Origin of the sequence: Chamaesiphon polymorphus CCALA 037, assembly GCF_003003845.1 — a bacterium.
Classification (GTDB): domain Bacteria; phylum Cyanobacteriota; class Cyanobacteriia; order Cyanobacteriales; family Chamaesiphonaceae; genus Chamaesiphon; species Chamaesiphon polymorphus.
Genome location: NZ_PVWO01000009.1, coordinates 1 through 20,457 on the forward strand (window position 1 = coordinate 1; position 20,457 = coordinate 20,457).

A 20,457-nucleotide genomic window follows, 5' to 3' on the forward strand; every position below is an offset into this window, starting at 1 on the left:
CTTGGCATATGCTATATTACTTTATTCTCAAAAAGCTCTCTTCTAATCATATGGTTATTTGTGCCGCTCAGTACTAGTATGCTATTTTGGGCGACTGCGGCCTATTTAATTTGGGAACGGCAAGACAAACTTCAGTATCAAACCAGTTTGGTAGCCAGCTTGTTCGGAACCATCTTGCTGTCCATGCTATTACTTAAGACGACTGGATATTGTGAAGAATCTTTCCTATTTATTTATCCATTTCTGGCTGGAATTGCGATCGCGACGATCGCGTCTGGTTTTCGAGGATTGAAAGAATATTGGCGAGAACTCGTACTGCTATTTTTTTCCGGCATACCCGAAGTTTTGTTCGCCACACTCGCCGATCCGTCGCCAGTGACAGCTCAATTTGCCACTGCCGTGCTGTGGTATTCAGGTTGGCCCGTAACTCAAAACGGCATCTATATCAATCTTGCAGGTACTAGCGTTCAGGTATATAGTGGCTGCTCTGGAGTAGTCGCCATGAGCCAATTGCTAGGCATGTCGGTTTTGTTTCTGATGCTGTTGCCTTTGCCCTGGAAATGGTCGCAAAAATTGATTATACCTATAGCAGCAGTCGCGATCGGGTTTATGGTTAATGTGGCACGGGTAGCGTTAATGGCAATTCTGGTAGCTCAAAAACAGATGGAATCTTTTGAATACTGGCACGAGGGTTCTGGTTCGTTGGTATTTTCCGTCATCGGGACGATGTTATTAGTGGGAGTAGTCTGGCTGCTGATTAAATTATTTACACCTGCCTCACCAGTGCGGGAGGAAGCAGAATGATAATGTCTGTAGCCACTTTAGCACGTCAATCTTTGCTAGTCGTTTTGTGTGGCGGTGCCATCGGCGTATTGGGTAATGCGATCTTAAATAACCCCACCAGGGCGAGTTTGCGGCAGCCTGCCAAGTTTGATTATCCGCAGCAGGTGCCATTACCAGTCAAGATGTTAGCTAGTAAACCCTTAGCCGACCATGCTTTTCCCAATCAGCAGATCGCCACAGGGATGTCGTATCGCTACGATAACAAGCCCCAGCCGATCGATATTCAGATCCGCTACGTCACCGATGGGGTCTCGAATCGTCCGACCATGGATGCGATGCTACCTCAGTTTACCAAAGTTCCGGCAACTGTACTGGGGCCAGCCACGATGAAAGAACGACCTGGGTTGGGTTTTTATAGCTTATTTGTCGATCGCAAAACGGCGTATTTTGGTACTTGTATCAATCCGCAAGGGATAGTTACCGTAACTGGAGATCAGTTTCATAACAATAGCAGTCCCAATCCGCTGGCTAATGGCATTCCCTTCCATCGGTTTTTACCGTGGTTGATGGGGCGGCAAACCTTCAGGGATAGCCGCTGCCTGTGGACATTGCTATCTACCCCGATCGATGAAGCTGCTCCTGATGCTACGATGAAAACATTAGAAACAACAGGCGTAAATTGGATCCGTTGGTGGCAGGGAAATTTCCCTGCGGCCTAAATTGTCAACTCAATTTTCTTTACTCCCGTTAAATTAAATAATCAGGTGCTATTTTTTATGACTCCAGCTCTAGTTCTCTTTCGCATTGTTGGTTATGGACTGCTGATCCTGACACTATTTGATGTGGTCAGCGCGCTCGTACCGCCCCAATTTAGCAATCCGGGCTGGCAGTTTCAGACTGCTGGAGGATTTGTAGAACGCTCTGCCGTGCCGCTGATCGGCTTTATCCTCGTCTTTTACGGTAACCAAGAGATTCGCAAAAAGCGAGAGTTGTTGGTACTCAAGGCATTGTCTTGGCTGGCGTTGCTATCGGCGATCTTCTATTTTGCATTGGTAGTGGTTTTCTTTGTGACCTTGCCTACTCTCAACGATCGCGCTCAAGCACAAGTCAACGCGCAATTCGATCCGAGAATAACCCAAGCACAACAGATTCAAACTCAACTTGAGAAGATGTCCGGCTCTCAAGTAGAAGCTTTGATGAAGAGTAATCGCATGCAAATGACCGATCCGACAGCTTTTAAAGCTAAAGCGATGCAGGAAGCCGCCGCTGTCGAGAAGAACTTAAAAGATCAATCGAGCATTAGTAAAGGTGGTCAAAGAACTGCTTTAATCAAAAGTGCTGTCAAGTGGGGCTTGGGTGCTTTAGTTACAGGTGTGCTGTTCGTGCAATTATGGGCGGGTACCGCTTGGGCGAGACAATAGGATTTAGGATTTAGGCTTTAGGATTTAGGCTTTAGGCTTTAGGCTTTGTTTGTTAAATCGGTGTCGAATCGATCGAGCGAGCGGAGATCGTGTCTTTGATTTGACATGGTGTCCGCTCTTTTTTGTTCGATTCTGTTGCTGTCCTTGGGAGTGGGGCTGTAAACTTGCTAGACTGAGTTCGATCGATTTGTCAATCTTGCCAACCAATTAAAATCTAAAAGTCGTTCCAAAAAAGACCGCTCTCCTTCGTGCTTGAGTAGCAGTAGCGGGATCAGTGATAACAAGCGGAGGATGCTAGAAATTACGAATAAACTAGTCAATCCGCCCAGAGAATCGAGCAGATCGAGTCCGCCGCCAGCGACGGTACCCGCCGCACCGCTGATGCCTGCAACAGCAGCAGCAATGCCAAAATATTGAGCCTGATGATGTTCGTGAGCGATTTCGATCTGGAGATTATTAATGCTCAGATCGATCGCGGCACTCGCCCCACCATTGAGAATGAATAGCAGGGGCAAAACCACCCACAATGAGAGCGAATCTTTACCCACACCCAGCCATAGCAGTGGCAAGACCGTCATAACTAGTCCCATGACTAACAGCGGCAGCCGATTGCCGATGCGATCGCTCCAACGACCGAAGGGGATCAGCAACGCGAGATTGGCTACCGATGTCAGGCTATTGTAGAGTGTCACCCAGCCGACATCGATCGATAAATCTTGGAGTAGATACAGATTGAAAAATGGCGCGCTGAGATTGAGTGCGAATGTCCAGGCACCCAGACACCACAGAAAGCCCTGAAAATGCGGATCTTGGCCGATTGTTACCAGTGCAGATTCGGGCGGGGAGACGATTGCTACTGTTGTAGAGGTAGAATTAGCCTCAATCTGAATAGTGCCCGATTTTAACCGATCTTGGGGATTGACATCGACCATTTGCCATTGACAGATCAGACTAATTATGCCTGCGACGATCCCAACGGCTAAAGCGATCGCAAATCCTTCTAACTCGCCGCTAGGATAGTTGGCTACCAAAAAACCAGCGATCGCGACGACGATGAGACTAGTGAGATTTGAAGCTGTATTGCGAATGCCAAAATAACGACCGCGCAATTGTCTGGGCACCAAAGCCGCCATCCAGCTCAACCAAGTCGCACTCCCCAAACCGCCTAATATATGGCTTAGAGCCACTACCAACATCGTCCAGATCGCCATCGTGCGATCGTCGATCCGTTGCTGAGTGTAGAGCCAAATGCCCACGAGCAGGAATAGCCACACCAATCGCGATGGTATATAAATACCCGAACAAAAGCGTAACCGACTTTGCAACCGATCGCCCCACCAGGCTCCCAGAGGTTGGACGATATTGGAGATCATCGGAATTGCTGCTAAAATGCCGATCTCGAATGAATTTGCCTGAAGATCGACTAAGAAATTACTCAGTAAGACGCCACCCGTGAGGTTAGAAAAGATCGCTGCGAATACTCCATCGATCGAGGATGCCTTGAGACTGCGGCGAATCTCGCTGGTGGGAATGCGTTGGAGTGTAGTCGAGCGTTGGCGTAGCCTCTCCTTTGGAGAATCGTCTTCATCGGTCTGTAGCTCGATTTGAATGGCTGTTACCGTCGTCTTCAGACCTAGATCCACAGATTAACCTCGCTTGCAACAAAAAAGATCGCATTATTTGAATTCTGACAGAATTCAGAGATGAGCGAATCGGGAATAGGAGATAGGGATCGGATAAAATTTTTGACATTCAGAGTGTTGACAACTAGAAGCGGGGAAAGGGGTGAGGGGTAATGGGTAATGGGTAATGGGTAATGGGTAATGGAGTGTTTTTTACGACCCCTCTCCCAACTCCCTACTCCCTACTTAACATCTACCAAACTACACATTTGTGGCGATCTCACTAACAATCCGTATTCGATGCCTTGGGCAACAGCTTGATAAGATGCTTCGAGGATGTTTTCTGAGACGCCGATCGTCGTCCAGCGATGGTGGCCATTACTCGATTCTACCAACACGCGCGTAATTGCCGCAGTGCCCGCTTCACCATCAATAATCCGCACTTTATAATCAGTCAAATGACATTTTGCTAATTCTGGATAAAACCTACTCAAGGCTTTGCGTAATGCGGCATCCAACGCAGCAACTGGGCCATTACCTTCGGCAACTTCGAGGATATCTTGACCATCGACAGCAATCTTAATTGTCGCTAGCGAATGATGCTGTTGAGTAGCGATCGAACAATGTACTTGAAAACCCTGAATGGTAAATAGTGTCGAAGTTTGACCTAAAATCTCGCGCATTAATAGTTCAAAACTTGCCTCCGCGCCTTCAAATTGGTAGCCTTGATATTCTAACTCTTTGAGTTTGGCTAAAATCTGTCGCGTGCGGGGATCGGCTTTGGTGAGCGTCAGTCCCATTTCGCTAGCTTTAATTAAAACGTTACTCAATCCCGATTGCTCGGAAATGGCAATCCGGCGTTCGTTGCCGACTAGGAGCGGGTCGATGTGTTCGTAAGTCAGCGGATTGCGTTCGACAGCCGAGACGTGGATGCCACCTTTATGGCTGAAGGCACACCGCCCCACAAATGCGGCGTAATCGTTGGGCGCAATATTGACGACTTCGCTGACATACCTACTCACCTGAGTCAATCGAATCAGATCTGCCTCGTGCAGACATGAGTAGCCCAACTTGAGTTGGAGATTGGGAATAATCGCGCAGAGATTGGCATTGCCACAGCGTTCGCCATAACCATTAATCGTCCCCTGCACCATTGTCACGCCGCTACTCACCGCCGCGAGTGCATTAGCGACGGCTAGTTCGCAATCATTGTGAGTGTGGATGCCAAATTGTAGCTCTCGCTGAGGATCGACAGTCTGAATAACGCGATCGACAATTTTAGTAATATCTTGGGGCAATGTACCGCCATTAGTATCGCAAAAGACCAGCCAATCGGCACCAGCATCGATCGCGGTTTGTAGCGTCTTGAGGGCATATTCTGGATTGGCTAAATAACCGTCAAACCAATGTTCGGCATCATAAATTACCCGTTTGCCCTGCGAAATTAGATACTCGATCGAGTCCCGAATCATCTCCAGATTCTCGGCTAAATCGGTCTTTAAGCCCTCTGTAACGTGTAAATCCCAAGATTTACCAAAAATCGTCACCCACTTCGTTCCAGCGGCAATAATCGCCGCTAACATTCGATCTTCTGCTGCCAGTCCGCCGGGACGTCGCGTCGAGCAAAATGCCACAACTTCTGCCTGAGTCAGCGGTTCTAGCTGCAATCGCCGAAAAAACTCGCCATCTTTAGGATTGGCACCCGGCCAACCACCCTCGATCCACGGTACGCCCAACTTGTCCAATTGTCTGGCAATTTTGAGCTTATCCTCAACTGCCAAAGTCATACCCTCTCTTTGTGCGCCATCTCGGAGCGTCGTATCGTAGATCTGGATCGTCATGGATTTTGGATTTTGGATTTTGGATTATTTTCTGCACTTACCTTGCCACCACAGAATCTCAGCACGAGTATCGATTTAGCAGCTTGTCGTCAATTTTATGCTCTGTCATAAATTGCGCGAAAATAGAAGCAGTCTTTAATGTAGTTAATAACAATGCCCCAAGTTACCGCGCAAGGAAAAAACTTTACCTGCGAATCGGGAGCCAATCTCCGCCAGGTTTTACTCGCCAATGGGGTAGATCTCTATAATGGTAATGCCAAAATTATCAATTGTATGGGCATCGGCACCTGCGGCACCTGTGCGGTTGCGATCGAAGGTGATGTATCCGCACCAAACTGGAAAGACACTGCCAGACGCAGTTTCCCACCTCATACTCCTTCAAGAAACCTTCGCCTTGCTTGTCAGACTCAAGTTTTGGGCGATATTACCGTGAGTAAATTTACCGCATTTTGGGGACAAGGACTCGATCGCGCCTGGTAATGATCGGTTGTTATCTTTCTATTCATAGAACCTACTTGAGATCTGCTAGTGGGGAGGGCGGGTTTGTTCTAGATCGAACAGTAACATCCGTAGCAGCTAGCATAAACCCGCCCCTACCCGTCATAGATTCTTCTCCTACTCTCCTGTTAACAATGTCAACGATCTTTCACATTTCTCCACTCATCCGAATCACACTAAGCTTACTGTATATCTCGCTGATGATTCCGCTGCCATTCCTGGCGACATTTGCCCGTGCCGAAGTTCCAGCGTGGCTGATGTGGGTGGGAATCGGTTTGGGATTTACCGCACTCCAGGGGGCATTAAGCCAGCGGGTGGTAGTGGACGATCGATCGATCCAGGTGAATTATCCAGCGTGGGTGCCGAGTTTGTTCGTTAAAAGTTGGAGCCTAGCTTGGAGCGATGTTAAAGAATTAAAAATGCGGACGACCGGACAGGGTGGATTGGTTTATTATTTTATTAATGGCAATGGCGAAGGATTTTTACTACCGATGCGGGTTGCGGGGTTTAATCGATTGGTCGGATTAATTCAACAATATACCTCGATCGATACTACCGATATTTATCCACTTTCTCAACCTTGGATGTATTTTGCTTTATTACTATTAACTGGCTTATTATTACTAACTGACACTTGGACGATCTGGACGGCGATCGATTTAAGTATTTGATAGTTGATAGTTAATAGTGAACGCAAGTGTCCTTTTACTCTTTATTACCCATCCACCCATCCACCCATCCACCCTTTCCCCGCTCTAATATTACCGATCGATAATTCTCATGATTGATTCCTTTTCGCAGCATTATCATCAGCGGACAAAATACGATCCAGAGACGATTTCATCTAAGAGCCAAGGGTTAGACTGGAGTCAACAACCATCATCGTATAAAGAATATAAAATCGGCACTAGTTACGATCTCAAGCCATATTTACAAGCAACCAAACAAGATGTCGAAAGTCAGTGGTGGCAGCGACTATCGCATTTCTTATTGTGTAGTTATGGACTGACGGCCAGAATTCAAACAATGGGCGATCCGATGTATTTACGTGCCGCTCCTTCAGCAGGTGGCTTGTATCCAGCCGAAATTTATTTAGTAGCTCGCGGGAATAGTTTATTACCTGCCGGATTATATAATTATCAAGCTAAAGATCATACCTTAATACATTTTTGGGCGAGTGATGTTTGGCAGAATATTCAAGTTGCTTGTTTCAATCATCCAGCGTTGGCGATCGCCGAGTTAAGCTTAATCACTACAGCCGTATTTTATCGCTCGGCATGGCGATATCAAGATCGGGCATATCGGCGGATTTTTCTCGATACTGGGCATTTATTAGGTAATATCGAACTGGCGGGCGCAATCAATGGATTTCGGCCTTATTTTGTAGGTGGTTTTATCGATCGCCAAATCGATGAACTACTATATCTCAATACCGAAGAAGAAGGTGTCGTCACTGTAATTCCGATTGTCGATCTGGATATGCATCCCGATCTAAGTATCCCTGCTTTCCCATCAGCACTACCTTCAAGAATCAACCTAGAATATCCAGAGCTACCCGATGGACAATTGTTAAAGTATTGCCATCAAATGACAGAAATATCTCAATTCAGACAATTACCAGCAAATGTAAACGCGATCGATCCAGTCGAACTTGGAGACAAATATAACTTTCCATTTTGTCTCAAGATTTCTACCGCAACATCACCGATTAGTTGGCAAGATGATGTACCCTTAGCCGGACTAGAAGACACAATTCTCAAGCGTCGATCTACTCGTGCCTATACAGGTGGAGCATTAATGCTCGAAGAACTCAATGCCATCTTAGATTTTACCTATCATCCCCAACATTATATCGAGCAAGGTTTAGATCCCAATCCTGACTATTTTGACTTAGGTTTAATCGAGACATTTATTGCGGTCTCTGGAGTAAATGGTTTAGAAGAAGGTTGCTATTATTACGCCCCCAAAGCCCAAGAACTTCGACAAATTCGCTTTAAAAATTTTCGCCAAGAATTGCATTATCTCTGCTTGGGACAAGAATTAGGCCGCGATGCTGGTGCTGTCATCTTTCATACCGCCGATCTAAATATGGCCGTACAAAAATATGGCGATCGAGCTTATCGTTATTTACATTTAGATGCCGGACATTTAGGTCAACGTTTAAATTTAGCCGCCATTCGTCTGGATGTCGGCGTTAGCGGGATTGCCGGATTTTTTGACGATCGAGTCAATGAAGTTTTAGGGATTCCAGCAGATGAAGCTGTCTTGTATATCACTACTTTAGGGCGTCCAGCGTAAGATTTAGATCTCGATCTTCAGCTAATATTTTTGCTTGCTAGGACTATCAGAATTTGGTCTAATCGAAGTCATGGTAGGAGTTTTGAGAAATTTAGCAGCATCTTTGAGGATCGTATCGCTCCAATAACGCTCGTTGCGGAGAAAATTTAAATCTTTCGATCGCTTTTCTTGCCGAATTGCTGCTGCTCCCCATTGATAAGCTTCAGATTCTTGTCCTTGCTTATACAATGCTACTGCCAATCCTAATTGAGAATCAGAATTATCGGGATTTATTTTCAAAGATTTACTCCACAACTCGATTGCTCCTTGCAGATCGTTAAAATCGTACTTAACAAAGGCTGCATTTTGAAAGGCAGTTTCATTTTTTGGATCTAGGGCAATGGTAGTATTAGAATCAGCTAACGAACCTTTGGAGTCTCCTAACTTGTACTTGACAAAAGCTCTATTGGCATAAGCATCAGCAAATTTAGGCGCGAGCGCAATTGCCTTATTGTAGTCGGCTAAAGCACCTTTGGTATTTCCTAAATAGTCTTTAGTATTACCCCTATTGAAATAAGCAATTTCATGTTTGCGATCGATTTTAATTGCCCGATTGTAATCCGCTAATGCTCCTTGAAAATCTCTTTTGTCGAACTTTTTCAACCCGGAAGTAATGTATTTATCCGCCGCAGTGCGCTTGGCAGAAGTCGATGCAAAAGGTGACAGTTTCAATCGATTGAAGACTTTTGACAAGACCAATATCCCGATAAATCCCGAGCCGCCAAGAGTAGCCCATTTCACAAACTTGCGTCGATCGATTTGTTGCCTCACAGGTGGTTGAAAAGCCTGTGGAGAGGCTGTCGTAGCTGGTGGTGACGATTGAGTTTGATGAGGCTGCTTGGGCGGTTCTGGAATGGATGCAGGTGGTGCAATAATTGTCACACTCGGTGTGGGGGGTGCTGGTGCGACGAGCGAATCGATCGCTTGGATCGCCGCCATCGCGTTAGGATAGCGATCGAGCTGTTTGGTAGCCACCATTCTAGAGAGGATATTAGCAACTCGATCGCTCACCGAACAGAGATGCTGCCATCTCAACTCCATAGTATCCTCATCAAACAATTGGCTCGGAAGCTTGCCCGTCAAGCATTGTAAGGCAATCGCGCCTACAGCATAGATATCGCTAGCAGCCGTAGGATAGCCCATTGCTTGCTCTGTTGGCATATAGCCAGCCGTACCGATCCCGATCGATTTAGGGCCAGAAGCGTGCAAAACTGTTTGAAGAACGGCTTTGACTGCACCAAAATCAATCAAGACTAACTTGCGATCGCTCGATCGTCGAATGATATTATCGGGTTTGAGATCGCGATGTACGATCCTGTTAGTATGAACCTCCGTTAATACAGCCAAAATTTCGCGGATAATTTCCAGCGTTGCGGCTTCGGATAATTTCTGAGTGCCCAATTCCAGCGTCAGAGTTTTTCCTTCAATTAATTCCTGTACTAAATAAAATTCCCGATTTTCCTCAAAGTAAGCATACAACGTGGGGATGCGGTCTGTTTTCTCACCCAATTGAGCGAGGGTGACTGCTTCACTCTCAAATAACCGCCGCGCTGTCTCCAGTACAGCCGGATCGTTACTTTGAGGTTTGAGATGCTTGACTACGACTCGGCGTTTGTTAGGATAATCTTCATCTACAGCTATATATGTCTCGCCAAATCCCCCCGCAGCTAGGCGATTTTCGATGCGATAGCGATTGCGCAGAAGATAACCGGACAGCATGGGTTATTCTAGTTGTGGTATCTGTATTTTAGCTCTATCCAGCCACATCTAAATCTAGTTTGAGCTTTATCTCTTTACAATGGTATCGATCGAATCTCTCGTCTGAAAACTAGTAATGAAAATAAATATAGGAGCAAAATTATGAATGTTAAACTAGCTAAAATCTGTGTTTCGATCCTAGGTACAATTTTGGCAATTGGAGTTTTACTGCCCCTTTCAACCGCACTGGCAAATACATCGACTGGCACAGCCCAAGTCAAACCAGCAACAGTCAGTCTCACTGGCACGATTAAAAAATTAGCCGTATCGGGTACCTGTTATCAACTCGCTGCCGATAATGGTAAAAAGTACGAATTGATGGGCAAATTCCCCAAAATTGATGGCACCAGAGTCCAAATCAGCGGCGTCCCTAAGACAGACATGGTAACTATCTGCCAAGTCGGACAACCATTGCAAGTCAAAACGGTGAAAGTGATTAAATGAGGGTAGGTTTTAGGCTTAATGCCTACTGCCTGGTGTCAATCTACTACGATTAGAACACGAGGAAATCGACACAGACCAACATCACCTTAGTGTGAACGTATCCTCAACCCAAACATTAGCCCAGTGCCCATTATGTGCTAATTCAACTACACGTAACAATTTGTTTTCTACGCTCGTTTACCCAGCCATTCATTGAGCGAATCAACACCACAATCGAAATCCGTAATGGTTTTACTCTACCCAAGGTGCCTTAACCTGCATGAGTTTACGCAAGCCCTCTGAAGGCTCTGGGGGTGAATCCAGCATTTGACAAAAATTGGCAAATGTTTCTTCACTAACAGCAATATAGGCTTGGTCTAACAACACATGTTCTGCTTCCCGACAAGCTACTTCCAAGACAAAATCAGACCGATTTTTGCCCTGGTAGCTCGCAGCTCGATCGAGTGTAGGTTGAGACGGATATTCATACTACTATCGCGAGGAGAGCGAGAGACTGAGGAAGAAGACATAATATTTTTAGCCTTATTTCTTCTAATTTTTACAAATTGTGGATCGATCGTCTACACAAAAGCCGATTACAAGAGCCATATAATGTCGGGATCTGTCGATCGACCAAAACAGTGAAAAATTGACTTTAGGCTTCTGGTAACTCTACATCCTCCGCAATTAGACAGTCCAAAGCCTTAGATTTTTGGCTAAACAGAAAATTCTCTCGATAATCAACCGGACAATCAATCACCGCCGGAACATCCTGAGCCAGAGCCTCTTGTAGCGTGGGAATCAACCCCATAGTCTCATTAATCCGATAACCCTTCAGTCCCATACTCTCAGCCAACCTCACAAAATCGGGATTGCCAAACTTGATAAACGAAGACACTCCAAACTGCTGCCTTTGCTTCCATTCGATTAGCCCATAGCCCCCGTCGTTAAAAATCAGCGTTACAAAGGGAGTATTCAGCCGCAGCGCAGTTTCTAGCTCCTGCATGTTCATCATAAAACCCCCATCTCCCGTCGCAGCAATCACCTGACGATCGGGATAAACCAATTTAGCCGCGATCGCGCCTGGAATGGCAATTCCCATCGCCGCAAAACCGTTAGAAATCAAACAGGTATTGGGTTTGGCGCAGTGATAGTGACGAGCGATCCACATTTTATGGGCACCTACGTCGGAAATTAGGATATCATCATCGCCTAAAACCTGCCGCAGATCGTAGATGAGTTTTTGGGGGCGAATCGGAAAGCCTTTATCCTGGGCGTACTGCTCGTAGTCTGCCCGAATTTCCTCACGCAGCGAGAGGGCATAGGGTTCGGGTTTAGATTTAGCATCTGACAACTTTTTACACCTTTGCAGAATCTCCTGAAGCGAGTCGGCAATGTCTCCCACCACCTCTACCTGGGGAATATAGCTACTATCGATTTCTGCCGAAACTTCGGCGATGTGGACGATCGGAATTTCGCATGTAGGATTCCATTTTTTGGGCGAATATTCAATGAGGTCGTATCCTACCGCAATCACCAAGTCAGTGCGATCGAATCCACAACTGATATAGTCTCGCTGTTGCAGACCCACCGCCCACAGAGCGGAGGGATGGGTATAGGGGATGACCCCCTTGCCCATAAAGGTGTTGACTACGGGTAAATTTAGTTGGGTAGCCAATTCCGTGAGGGCAAGGCTGGCATGGGAGCGGATCGCACCGTTGCCGACTAATACGAGCGGGTTTTGAGCCTGGGCAATGGCTGCTGCGGCTCGATCGAGACTGGCAAAGGCAGCATAGACTCGACTCGATCCGTTTTTGGGCAGGGGTTTTACCGTTGCTGGCATTGCCGCGACATTTTCTGGCACGTCGATATGCACCGCTCCAGGCGTTTCCGACTGGGCAACGTGGAAGGCTTTGCGGACGATTTCGGCGGTACTATTGGGCTGGACGATTTGCTTGCTCCACTTTGTAATCGGTGCGAACATCGCTACCAAGTCGAGATACTGATGGGATAAAATGTGCATTCGATCGGTACTTACCTGACCCGTAATCGCAATCAGCGGTGCCCCATCTAGATTGGCATCGGCTACCCCCGTCATCAGATTAGTTGCCCCTGGCCCCAAGGTGGATAGACAGACCCCCGCCTGTCCGGTCAATCGCCCATAGACATCGGCCATAAAAGCGGCTCCCTGTTCGTGCCGACAGGTCACAAATTGAATCGAGGAACCCTTGAGTGCTTCGAGGATGTGGAGATTTTCTTCGCCTGGGAGTCCAAATATATACTTCACGCCTTCGTTTTCCAGGCATTGCACCAATAATTCTGCCGTATTCATAAAATCATCCCAAATTGATTTACAAAGACTTCTGTTGCTAGCGAAACACCGTCGCCCTCACCCCGCCATCGCCTCCGGCTCTGGCTCCCCTCTCCCAAGCTTGGGAGCGACGCATCGAACGGGAGGTTCCCTCCCGTTTGTGTGCGTCAAGACAGAGGGGTTGGGGGTGAGGGCAAGATCTTTGGTTTTACCAGCCGTATTCATAAACTCACTTAATCCAGATAGTTTTGATGTTGACAAATTCTAGAATGCCGGAGCGTCCGAGTTCGCGACCGTAACCCGATCGCTTAATGCCGCCAAATGGCAGGCGCGGATCGGATTTGACCATGCCATTGATAAACACCGAACCCGCATCTAATTCGCGAATCAAGCGATCGCGTTCTGAATCATCCTGAGTCCAGGCACTCGCACCCAAACCAAAGGGACTGTCATTCGCCAGCGCGATCGCGGCATCCAGATCGGGTACTGTAAATAACAACGCCACGGGGCCAAAAAATTCATCGCGATAGGTGGCGCAAGTCGGGGGAATATTCTTGAGGATAGTAGGCTCATAAAAAAAGCCTGGTAATCCAGACCAAGGCTTGCCACCAATTAAACATTCCGCTCCACCTGCGATCGAATCTCGTACCTGTCGATCGATCTGTTCCAAACCAGCCAGGGTAGCCAGGGGGCCAGCATCAGTCGCGGTTTGCAAGGGGTCGCCGATCTGGAGTTTTCTAAATGCCTCCACAAACTTGGCTGTAAAATCATCTGCAATTGCCTCCAGCACGATAAACCGCTTGGCAGCAATACAAGATTGCCCGTTATTGAGCAGCCGCGCCTTCACCCCGACGGCTACTGCTGCATCCAGATCCGCACTCGTCGTCACGATAAATGGATCGCTGCCACCCAATTCCAGCACGGTTTTTTTCAGGACTGACCCTGCTGTCTGGGCTAAACTGGCTCCGGCTGGTTCGCTGCCAGTCAGGGTAGCAGCTTTGACCTGGGGCGATTTGACGATCGACTCGACTCGATCTGCCGAAATTAACAGCGTTTGAAATACCCCTGGCGGAAACCCAGATTGCAGGAAAATCTCTTCGATCGCGATCGCGCATTGGGGGACATTAGAAGCATGTTTGAGCAGAGCCACATTCCCCGCCATCAAAGTCGGTGCGGCAAAGCGAAATACCTGCCAAAAGGGAAAATTCCACGGCATCACGGCTAAAATCGTACCGAGGGGGTGGTACTCGATCCGCGACTCGCTGGCATCGGTAGTCACTATTTCGGGGGCTAAATACGCCGCCCCATGCTCTGCATAATAGTCGCAAACCAAGGCACACTTTTGGATTTCGGCGATCGCCTGTTCGATCGGTTTGCCCATTTCCAGGGTCATGAGTTTTGCCCACTCCAAGGACTGTCGATCGTCCCGCAGGAGGCTAGCAGCCCGATGGAGCCATTGACTCCGCTGCTCCCAGGAAGTTTGCCGATAGTCTTGAAAAGCCCGTTCCGATTCGATAATTTTGGCTTTGAGGAGATCGTCGGAGAGAGTTGGGAAAATTTGTAGTTGTTGACCCGTCGTAGGATTGATACTAGCAATACTCATTGGTTCGAGTCACCGATTAGCGGCAACATTGTTTTCCTCTCTCGATCGTGACAAATTTCGGGACTGCAACATCCAATTACATGACAAACATGATGAAAATTTACATTTATGTTGCAGGTAGTGACTATTTGCTAAAGACTCTCCAGAAATCCTTGAGATTGGCTTGCCCGAATCGATATCGGTTCGGGCGATCTATTTAGTCGTTTCACTTCTCAAAATGAAGTGAGAAAATAAAATCTAGATAACTTCGACCGCTAATCGCCATGCTCGATCTGATTCCCTATCAACCTGCATACTTGCTACAGCTCCGAGAATTATTTATCGAGCATCTAGAATCTGCTAAGACGTTGGCTCAGGCTGAATACTCAGTCACGATCGATGTACCGAATACGATCGAGCGGGAACTCACCGATGAGGCATTAGCCAAGCTCTACAGCCCACCAACTGGAGCGTTAATGCTCGCTCGAATCGATCGAGAAATCGTCGGCTGTGCGGCAATCAAACAGCTAGAACCGCAAATTTGCGAATTGTGCCGGATGTATGTCAAACCCGCATACCGTCGGCAAGGTGTCGCCCGTGCCTTGCTAGAACGATCGATCGCTATCGCCCAAAGTGCCCACTATCGAGCCATGCGATTGGATACGCCCCGCTTTGCTAGTGCCGCGCATCAACTCTATGCCGATTATGAATTTGTCGAAATCCCACCCTATTCTGGGACGAAGATTCCGCTCGATCGTCAAGCATACTGGTTGTATATGGAGCGATCTCTATAGCCAGTTAATACCAGTAGAACGGTTAATGCCCACCCGCACAAATCCCGATCGAATAAGACAGCTATGAAGAAACGTGCCAATTAACCGCGCAAAACCACTAATCCAAATCGTTCTGAGTAGTCCCAATCTTATGACAGGTTGCGTTTTCAAAATTTTGCGCTTTAGGCAGAAAAAATTGCCCTGTTGGGGGTGAGAATCGATAAGTCTGCCTCGATCGAAATAGAGATTTTATTTTAATGGGGGTGGCGAGACTTGAACTCGCACATCCGTTACGGATAACAGATTTTAAGTCTGTCGCGTCTACCATTCCACCACACCCCCAGGTGTTATTACACTACTTAAGTTTTAAGTAAGGTAAAAAGTTTCACAGATAGACAATATATCATAAATGTCAAGCTGATGCAAGCAGATCGATCGAAATTCCCCAATCCCTCAATCCGCATCAGGATTTACAGGATGTACGGGATTGCGAAAAGTGCGTTTTTGGGGTTTCCCCTGTATTGGCACACCTTCTCATCCCCAATCCACTATCCACTATTCACTAGTTACTATCCCCTTATTCTCATGGCATTGGTTTAGCCGAATCGAGTATAGTGAAGATTCTTGATGTCGTCTACTCCATCTAGAGAGGTATTGGTATGTCCGATCGGATCGAACTTGAAGGAAGAATTTTTATTCCGGCTAGTGAGTTAGATATTCCCGACTGGGGCTGTGTTGTTAGCGACAGAAATCAACCCACGCTCACCCTTAAAGATGACGATTTATTTTTAATTACGGATACGCTGGGCAATATTTCTGGTTGTTCGCGAGATGAGACGATCTCTAGCCTCGGTTTATTTTGTCGGGATACTCGCTTTTTGAGTCGGCTGGAATTACAAATTGCCGGAAGCTCGCCAATTTTGTTAACTTGCAATGCGGATAAAGGATTTGCACTCTCTGCACTGTGTACCAATCCGACGATTCCCAATATTAATGCCGAAACCATCAGTATTCAACGGGAAATAGTTCTCAATGGTAGCTTGTTTGAAGAACTGACCATCCATAACTATAATACGACGCCCGTCAGCTTTGAATTAAGCTTGAGCTTCGATGCTGATTTTTCGGACTTATTTGAAATTCGTGGTTTTAATCGCAAGCAGCGTGGTGGCTTACTGCGTCGCGTCCAACCCGACAAACAAGTGCCCGCTACCGTCAACGAATTGACACTAGCCTATCAAGGATTGGATGGAGCGATTTTAGAGTCGAATATTCAATTCGCCCATCGGTTGCCCGACTATCTCAAAGGATATACCGCCATCTGGCAGATCGAACTAGAGTCGCACGCTAGTTGTAAAATTGGCTATCGGCTGGAAATGTTGATGAATAATCGGCCAGTCTCGCGGGTAAATAGCCCGATGGCACTATTTCAAGCCAAAGCCGCTGAAATGATGGAGGAAGACCATTGGCGATCGCAAATTACCCAAATTCGCACCGATAATCCTAAGCTCAACCAAGCGATCGAACGTGCCGAGCAAGATGTATATTTATTGCGCCAAAGTTTCGATTTTGCCAGCACGAATCCCAGTCAGCCTAGCAGTAAAGGGACAGTATTATCGGCAGGCGTCCCCTGGTTCTGTACCCTATTTGGCCGCGATGCCATTATTGCTGCCAGTCAAGTACTCATTTTAGATCCGACGATCGCGCGCGAGACATTAATGGTATTGGCGCAATATCAAGGCAAAGTTGATGATGAGTGGCGGGAAGAACAGCCCGGGAAAATTCTTCACGAATTGCGGATGGGCGAAATGGCTCGCTGTCAAGAGATTCCCCATACTCCGTACTACGGTACGGTCGATGCGACGCCGTTATGGTTGATGCTCTATGCCGAATACTATGCCTGGACGCACGACACGGCAACTCTAGATCGGTTGTGGGAAAATGCGGTGGCGGCGATGGCTTGGGTCGATCGGATGTGTGCCGAGACTGGCTATCTAAGCTATTTTCGGACATCTGCGCGCGGATTGGTCAACCAAGGTTGGAAAGATTCAGGCGACTGTATCGTCGATCGACAGGGTAAAATTGCCACTGGCCCGATTACCTTGTGCGAAGTGCAGGCGTATGTCTATGCAGCCAAAATTCGGATGAGCGAACTAGCTCGCATTCGCCAAGAAAACGATCTCGCCAGCCGCTGGCAACAAGAAGCACAGCAGCTCAAGCAACGCTTCAACCACGACTTTTGGATTCCCGATCGCGATTTTATCGCCCTGGCTCTCGATGGGGCGGGCAAACAAGTCGATAGTATCAGCTCCAATCCCGGTCAATGCCTCCAGCAGGGCTTATTGTATCCAGAGAAGGCCAAAAGTGTCGCCGAACGGTTGCGGGCACCCGATATGTTTAGCGGTTGGGGGATTCGGACACTGAGCAGTCAGTCGCCCGCTTACAATCCAATCGGTTATCATACCGGATCGGTCTGGCCGCACGATAATAGCTTGATAACCATGGGCTTGCGTTCTGTGGGGGCGGTAGAACAGGCGTTAGAAGTCGCACAGGGCATTTTGGATATGACAGTGCATCAACCCTATCACCGTCCGCCCGAACTCTTCTGCGGCTACGAACGCACCGAGGGGCAAAGTCCGATTCAGTATCCCGTCGCTTGTTCTCCACAGGCTTGGGCGACAGGTACCATTTTTCAGCTTTTGCAGATGATGGTTAATTTAGTGCCAGATGCACCGAGTAACTATCTTCGCATTCTCGATCCGGCCTTGCCCAGCAATATCCATCAAATTTCCTTCAAAAACTTACGCGTCGGTGCGACTTCGCTCGATCTGGAATTTACCCAGCGCGATGCCGAAGGCGAGGGCTTGCGCGCGACTACATCCTGTCGGGTGCTCAAAAAACGTGGTAATCTCCGGGTAACGATCGAAGCCTAGACTCGCTCGAAATAATATTGCCCTTCAAAAGAGAGATCCCGGCTCACTTTTGGGTACTTTAGAAATAACGAGATCGAGCGATACCGATTTGACATCGGCATCGCTCCCTCACTCAGCAAATATGCTTCGATCGTCGGCTCTCCAGTTTCATCGATCGTCCCCCGATCTTCGATCGACTGTCAGTGTCGTCTATTTATTAACACAAAAACTCGAAAACAGCACATAATACTATGAGGTAAGATCGCATCGTGTGAATAAAAGCGGTAGAATTAGGAGTAAATAGCTAACCCCCGAACTGGATTGAGCAACTCAAACCCTTCTGGTGTTGAAGACGCTGCGACCAATTTTTTAGCGATCGTCTGAATTTGACTCCGAGATAGTCTGGTTTCCTTAGACAATGGAAGCGCGATTCCCCCCACGGGAGGCTATACCAACAACAAAATAGTATGTCAAGAGAAATGTTCCACTGGTGAGGCTCAATGAGCTACTGCGTAAACCCTGACTGTCCCCAACCTAAAAATCCGATAGACGCTTTTCTGTGCCAAGCCTGTGGCGCACGGTTACTCGTTCGCAATCGCTACCGAGTTACCAAATCACTGGGGCAAGGGGGCTTTGGTGCCACATTTGTAGCGATCGATGTGTCGCTTCCTGGCGAACCTATTTGTGTGATCAAGCAACTTAGGCCGAGCAATAACCATGAGAAGTTCCTGCGTATGGCCAGAGAACTATTCGAGCGCGAAGCCAGAACCCTCGGGAAAATCGGCAACCATCCGCAGATTCCCAGACTATTAGACTTTTTTGAAGAACGTCGCAACTTTTATCTCGTCCAGGAATATGTCAGCGGACATACCATCCATCAAGAAGTCAAACAGACTGGACTATTTAAAGAAGAAAAAATTCGCGACTTTCTGATCGAGATTCTGCCCGTCATTACTTATATTCACTCCCAGCAGGTAATTCACCGCGATATCAAGCCTGCTAACATTCTCCGGCGCGACCAAGATGGCAAACTAGTCCTGATCGACTTTGGAGCTGTCAAAAACTATGTCGCCCAAATGGAAGTTCCAGAAGGCGTAGAACAAGGCTCTAACACCCAATTTGCCGTCGGTACTTCTGGTTACGCACCGCCCGAACAATTGGCCATGCGCCCGATCTTTGCCAGCGATATTTATGCTTTGGGTGTAACTTGTGTCTATCTGATGACGGGGAAATCTCCCAAAGATATTGAATATAACCCCTCAACTGGCGAAATGATGTGGCAAAAACACGTCCAGTTGGGCAAACATATGACTCAAGTCTTGGGCAAAATGTTAGAAGTATCCGTGCGGTACCGCTATCAGTCTGTCGAAGAAGTCCAACGGGCACTGGCATCGACATCCGTTCCTGCCGAAGCGCGCGCGCCCAGAGTTCCCACTCCTCAAGTCGGCAGTCCCAGCAATCCGCTCCCAATTGTCAAAGCTGGAGTGCCGCCAGGATTGCCTCAAAATCGTAATAGTTCGCCACAAAATGTACCGAACGCCACAGCTTCTTCAAATGCTTCCCAGCGGATGGCAGAGGCGATCAAACGCACCCGAGTCGAGCGCGATCCGACTAATATCAAAAATGGTGGCGATCCTAGCCGAATTGGTGCAGATCTACGCACGGGTTTGGGCGGAGTTCCCGCAGTTCCAGTACCGCGAGAGCAACTAAAGTTAGACGCACAGGGTGTTTTAGCGGCGTTCCGTCGCGGCCAGAGGACTTTTAGCGAGATGGATATCAGTAGTCTCGATCTGGCTAAAGCGCATCTGCCAGGAATTACGCTCAGTAGTGCTAATTGTGCCTATATCAATCTCCAAGGGGCGAATTTAGCGGCTGGGAAGTTTGATAAAGCCGATCTCAGCGGTGCGGTGCTCAAGGATACCGTCCTGAGTAAGGGCTACTTTAGCTATGCCAATCTTCAGAATGCCGACCTGCGTGGTGCAGATTTGAGCGACGCCTATCTCAATTACGCCAACCTACACGGTGCAAATTTGTGTGGGGCAAATCTCAAGGGTGTCAAAGTTACCGAAGACCAATTGAACCAAGCTAAAACCAATTTCATGACGGTGTTTCCCAATGGCAAACGCGGTGGTTTTTGGTAATTCAATCACAGGGTGTCATAGTTACTGACGATCGATCGAGCCAATCTCAGACTAATTG

At 47.5% G+C, this 20,457-nt stretch carries 15 protein-coding genes, 1 tRNA gene and 1 pseudogene; 10 read left to right on the plus strand and 7 right to left on the minus strand.

Annotation, left to right across the window (positions count from 1 at the left end):
* Positions 1 to 60 precede the first annotated feature (60 nt).
* From crtA to hpsJ-A, 3 genes are read left to right on the plus strand one after another with little or no spacing between them, the layout of a single operon-like run.
* Positions 61 to 804 (plus strand): cyanoexosortase A, encoded by a 744-nt coding sequence (gene crtA, locus C7B77_RS01460; protein WP_181243664.1) that lies wholly within the window; start codon positions 61 to 63, stop codon positions 802 to 804.
* Positions 801 to 1,502 carry a cyanoexosortase A system-associated protein gene (locus tag C7B77_RS01465; RefSeq protein ID WP_106299614.1) on the plus strand — a complete coding sequence of 234 codons (702 nt, stop codon included), beginning with the start codon at positions 801 to 803 and terminating at the stop codon, positions 1,500 to 1,502. The genes crtA and C7B77_RS01465 overlap by 4 nt, the downstream gene beginning before the upstream one ends.
* 57 nt (positions 1,503 to 1,559) lie before the next feature.
* Complete coding sequence (hpsJ-A, locus tag C7B77_RS01470; protein ID WP_106299616.1) at positions 1,560 to 2,204, plus strand: HpsJ-like protein, cyanoexosortase A-associated; 645 nt, start codon at positions 1,560 to 1,562, stop codon at positions 2,202 to 2,204.
* A 167-nt stretch (positions 2,205 to 2,371) separates the two neighbouring features.
* On the opposite strand, the gene C7B77_RS01475 is transcribed toward hpsJ-A, so the two are convergent.
* Positions 2,372 to 3,847 (minus strand): MFS transporter, encoded by a 1,476-nt coding sequence (locus C7B77_RS01475; RefSeq protein ID WP_106299618.1) that lies wholly within the window; start codon positions 3,845 to 3,847, stop codon positions 2,372 to 2,374.
* 221 nt (positions 3,848 to 4,068) lie between these two features.
* Positions 4,069 to 5,667, minus strand: a complete 1,599-nt coding sequence (gene cimA / locus C7B77_RS01480; RefSeq protein ID WP_106299620.1) for a citramalate synthase — start codon at positions 5,665 to 5,667, stop codon at positions 4,069 to 4,071.
* A 153-nt stretch (positions 5,668 to 5,820) separates the two neighbouring features.
* On the opposite strand from cimA, the gene C7B77_RS01485 reads away from it, so the two are divergent.
* The 3 genes from C7B77_RS01485 (at position 5,821) to C7B77_RS01495 (ending at position 8,463) form a co-directional block, all read left to right on the plus strand.
* Positions 5,821 to 6,147, plus strand: a complete 327-nt coding sequence (locus tag C7B77_RS01485) for a 2Fe-2S iron-sulfur cluster-binding protein (RefSeq protein WP_106299622.1) — start codon at positions 5,821 to 5,823, stop codon at positions 6,145 to 6,147.
* Positions 6,148 to 6,299: 152 nt separating this feature from the next.
* Positions 6,300 to 6,836, plus strand: a complete 537-nt coding sequence (locus C7B77_RS01490; protein WP_106299624.1) for a hypothetical protein — start codon at positions 6,300 to 6,302, stop codon at positions 6,834 to 6,836.
* 109 nt (positions 6,837 to 6,945) lie between these two features.
* On the plus strand, positions 6,946 to 8,463 hold the full coding sequence (locus C7B77_RS01495; protein WP_106299626.1) for a SagB/ThcOx family dehydrogenase: 1,518 nt from the start codon (positions 6,946 to 6,948) through the stop codon (positions 8,461 to 8,463).
* A 21-nt stretch (positions 8,464 to 8,484) separates the two neighbouring features.
* On the opposite strand, the gene C7B77_RS01500 is transcribed toward C7B77_RS01495, so the two are convergent.
* Entirely contained in the window at positions 8,485 to 10,221 is a 1,737-nt protein-coding gene (locus C7B77_RS01500) for a serine/threonine-protein kinase (RefSeq protein ID WP_106299628.1), read from the minus strand.
* A gap of 141 nt (positions 10,222 to 10,362) precedes the next feature.
* Here C7B77_RS01500 and C7B77_RS01505 point away from each other — a divergent pair, with 141 nt between their 5' ends.
* Positions 10,363 to 10,704 carry a hypothetical protein gene (locus C7B77_RS01505; protein WP_106299630.1) on the plus strand — a complete coding sequence of 114 codons (342 nt, stop codon included), beginning with the start codon at positions 10,363 to 10,365 and terminating at the stop codon, positions 10,702 to 10,704.
* Positions 10,705 to 10,935: 231 nt separating this feature from the next.
* Here C7B77_RS01505 and C7B77_RS01510 read toward each other — a convergent pair.
* From C7B77_RS01510 to C7B77_RS01520, 3 genes and pseudogenes are all read right to left on the minus strand, one after another.
* Positions 10,936 to 11,139: pseudogene (locus tag C7B77_RS01510) on the minus strand (type II toxin-antitoxin system TacA family antitoxin); the annotation flags it as partial.
* A 199-nt stretch (positions 11,140 to 11,338) separates the two neighbouring features.
* Positions 11,339 to 13,015, minus strand: a complete 1,677-nt coding sequence (locus C7B77_RS01515; protein WP_106299632.1) for an acetolactate synthase large subunit — start codon at positions 13,013 to 13,015, stop codon at positions 11,339 to 11,341.
* 208 nt (positions 13,016 to 13,223) lie between these two features.
* Positions 13,224 to 14,597, minus strand: coding sequence for an NAD-dependent succinate-semialdehyde dehydrogenase (locus C7B77_RS01520; RefSeq protein WP_106299634.1), 1,374 nt, complete (start codon positions 14,595 to 14,597; stop codon positions 13,224 to 13,226).
* A gap of 263 nt (positions 14,598 to 14,860) precedes the next feature.
* Here C7B77_RS01520 and C7B77_RS01525 point away from each other — a divergent pair, with 263 nt between their 5' ends.
* Complete coding sequence (locus tag C7B77_RS01525) at positions 14,861 to 15,370, plus strand: GNAT family N-acetyltransferase (protein WP_106299636.1); 510 nt, start codon at positions 14,861 to 14,863, stop codon at positions 15,368 to 15,370.
* Between the two features lie 237 nt (positions 15,371 to 15,607).
* On the opposite strand, the gene C7B77_RS01530 is transcribed toward C7B77_RS01525, so the two are convergent.
* Positions 15,608 to 15,691 (minus strand) — tRNA-Leu (locus C7B77_RS01530).
* Positions 15,692 to 16,008: 317 nt separating this feature from the next.
* On the opposite strand from C7B77_RS01530, the gene C7B77_RS01535 reads away from it, so the two are divergent.
* Both C7B77_RS01535 and C7B77_RS01540 read left to right on the plus strand, forming a co-directional pair.
* Positions 16,009 to 18,279 carry an amylo-alpha-1,6-glucosidase gene (locus C7B77_RS01535; protein ID WP_106299638.1) on the plus strand — a complete coding sequence of 757 codons (2,271 nt, stop codon included), beginning with the start codon at positions 16,009 to 16,011 and terminating at the stop codon, positions 18,277 to 18,279.
* Positions 18,280 to 18,758: 479 nt separating this feature from the next.
* Positions 18,759 to 20,399, plus strand: a complete 1,641-nt coding sequence (locus C7B77_RS01540) for a serine/threonine-protein kinase (RefSeq protein WP_106299640.1) — start codon at positions 18,759 to 18,761, stop codon at positions 20,397 to 20,399.
* The last annotated feature ends 58 nt before the right edge of the window (positions 20,400 to 20,457 follow it).

Coding starts and splice junctions, on each gene's coding strand:
- C7B77_RS01465 (WP_106299614.1), top strand. CDS start 801: ATGATAATGTCTGTAGCCACTTTAGCACGTCAATCTTTGCTAGTCGTT.
- hpsJ-A (WP_106299616.1), top strand. CDS start 1,560: ATGACTCCAGCTCTAGTTCTCTTTCGCATTGTTGGTTATGGACTGCTG.
- cimA (WP_106299620.1), bottom strand. CDS start 5,667: ATGACGATCCAGATCTACGATACGACGCTCCGAGATGGCGCACAAAGA.
- C7B77_RS01485 (WP_106299622.1), top strand. CDS start 5,821: ATGCCCCAAGTTACCGCGCAAGGAAAAAACTTTACCTGCGAATCGGGA.
- C7B77_RS01490 (WP_106299624.1), top strand. CDS start 6,300: ATGTCAACGATCTTTCACATTTCTCCACTCATCCGAATCACACTAAGC.
- C7B77_RS01495 (WP_106299626.1), top strand. CDS start 6,946: ATGATTGATTCCTTTTCGCAGCATTATCATCAGCGGACAAAATACGAT.
- C7B77_RS01500 (WP_106299628.1), bottom strand. CDS start 10,221: ATGCTGTCCGGTTATCTTCTGCGCAATCGCTATCGCATCGAAAATCGC.
- C7B77_RS01505 (WP_106299630.1), top strand. CDS start 10,363: ATGAATGTTAAACTAGCTAAAATCTGTGTTTCGATCCTAGGTACAATT.
- C7B77_RS01515 (WP_106299632.1), bottom strand. CDS start 13,015: ATGAATACGGCAGAATTATTGGTGCAATGCCTGGAAAACGAAGGCGTG.
- C7B77_RS01520 (WP_106299634.1), bottom strand. CDS start 14,597: ATGAGTATTGCTAGTATCAATCCTACGACGGGTCAACAACTACAAATT.
- C7B77_RS01525 (WP_106299636.1), top strand. CDS start 14,861: ATGCTCGATCTGATTCCCTATCAACCTGCATACTTGCTACAGCTCCGA.
- C7B77_RS01535 (WP_106299638.1), top strand. CDS start 16,009: ATGTCCGATCGGATCGAACTTGAAGGAAGAATTTTTATTCCGGCTAGT.
- C7B77_RS01540 (WP_106299640.1), top strand. CDS start 18,759: ATGAGCTACTGCGTAAACCCTGACTGTCCCCAACCTAAAAATCCGATA.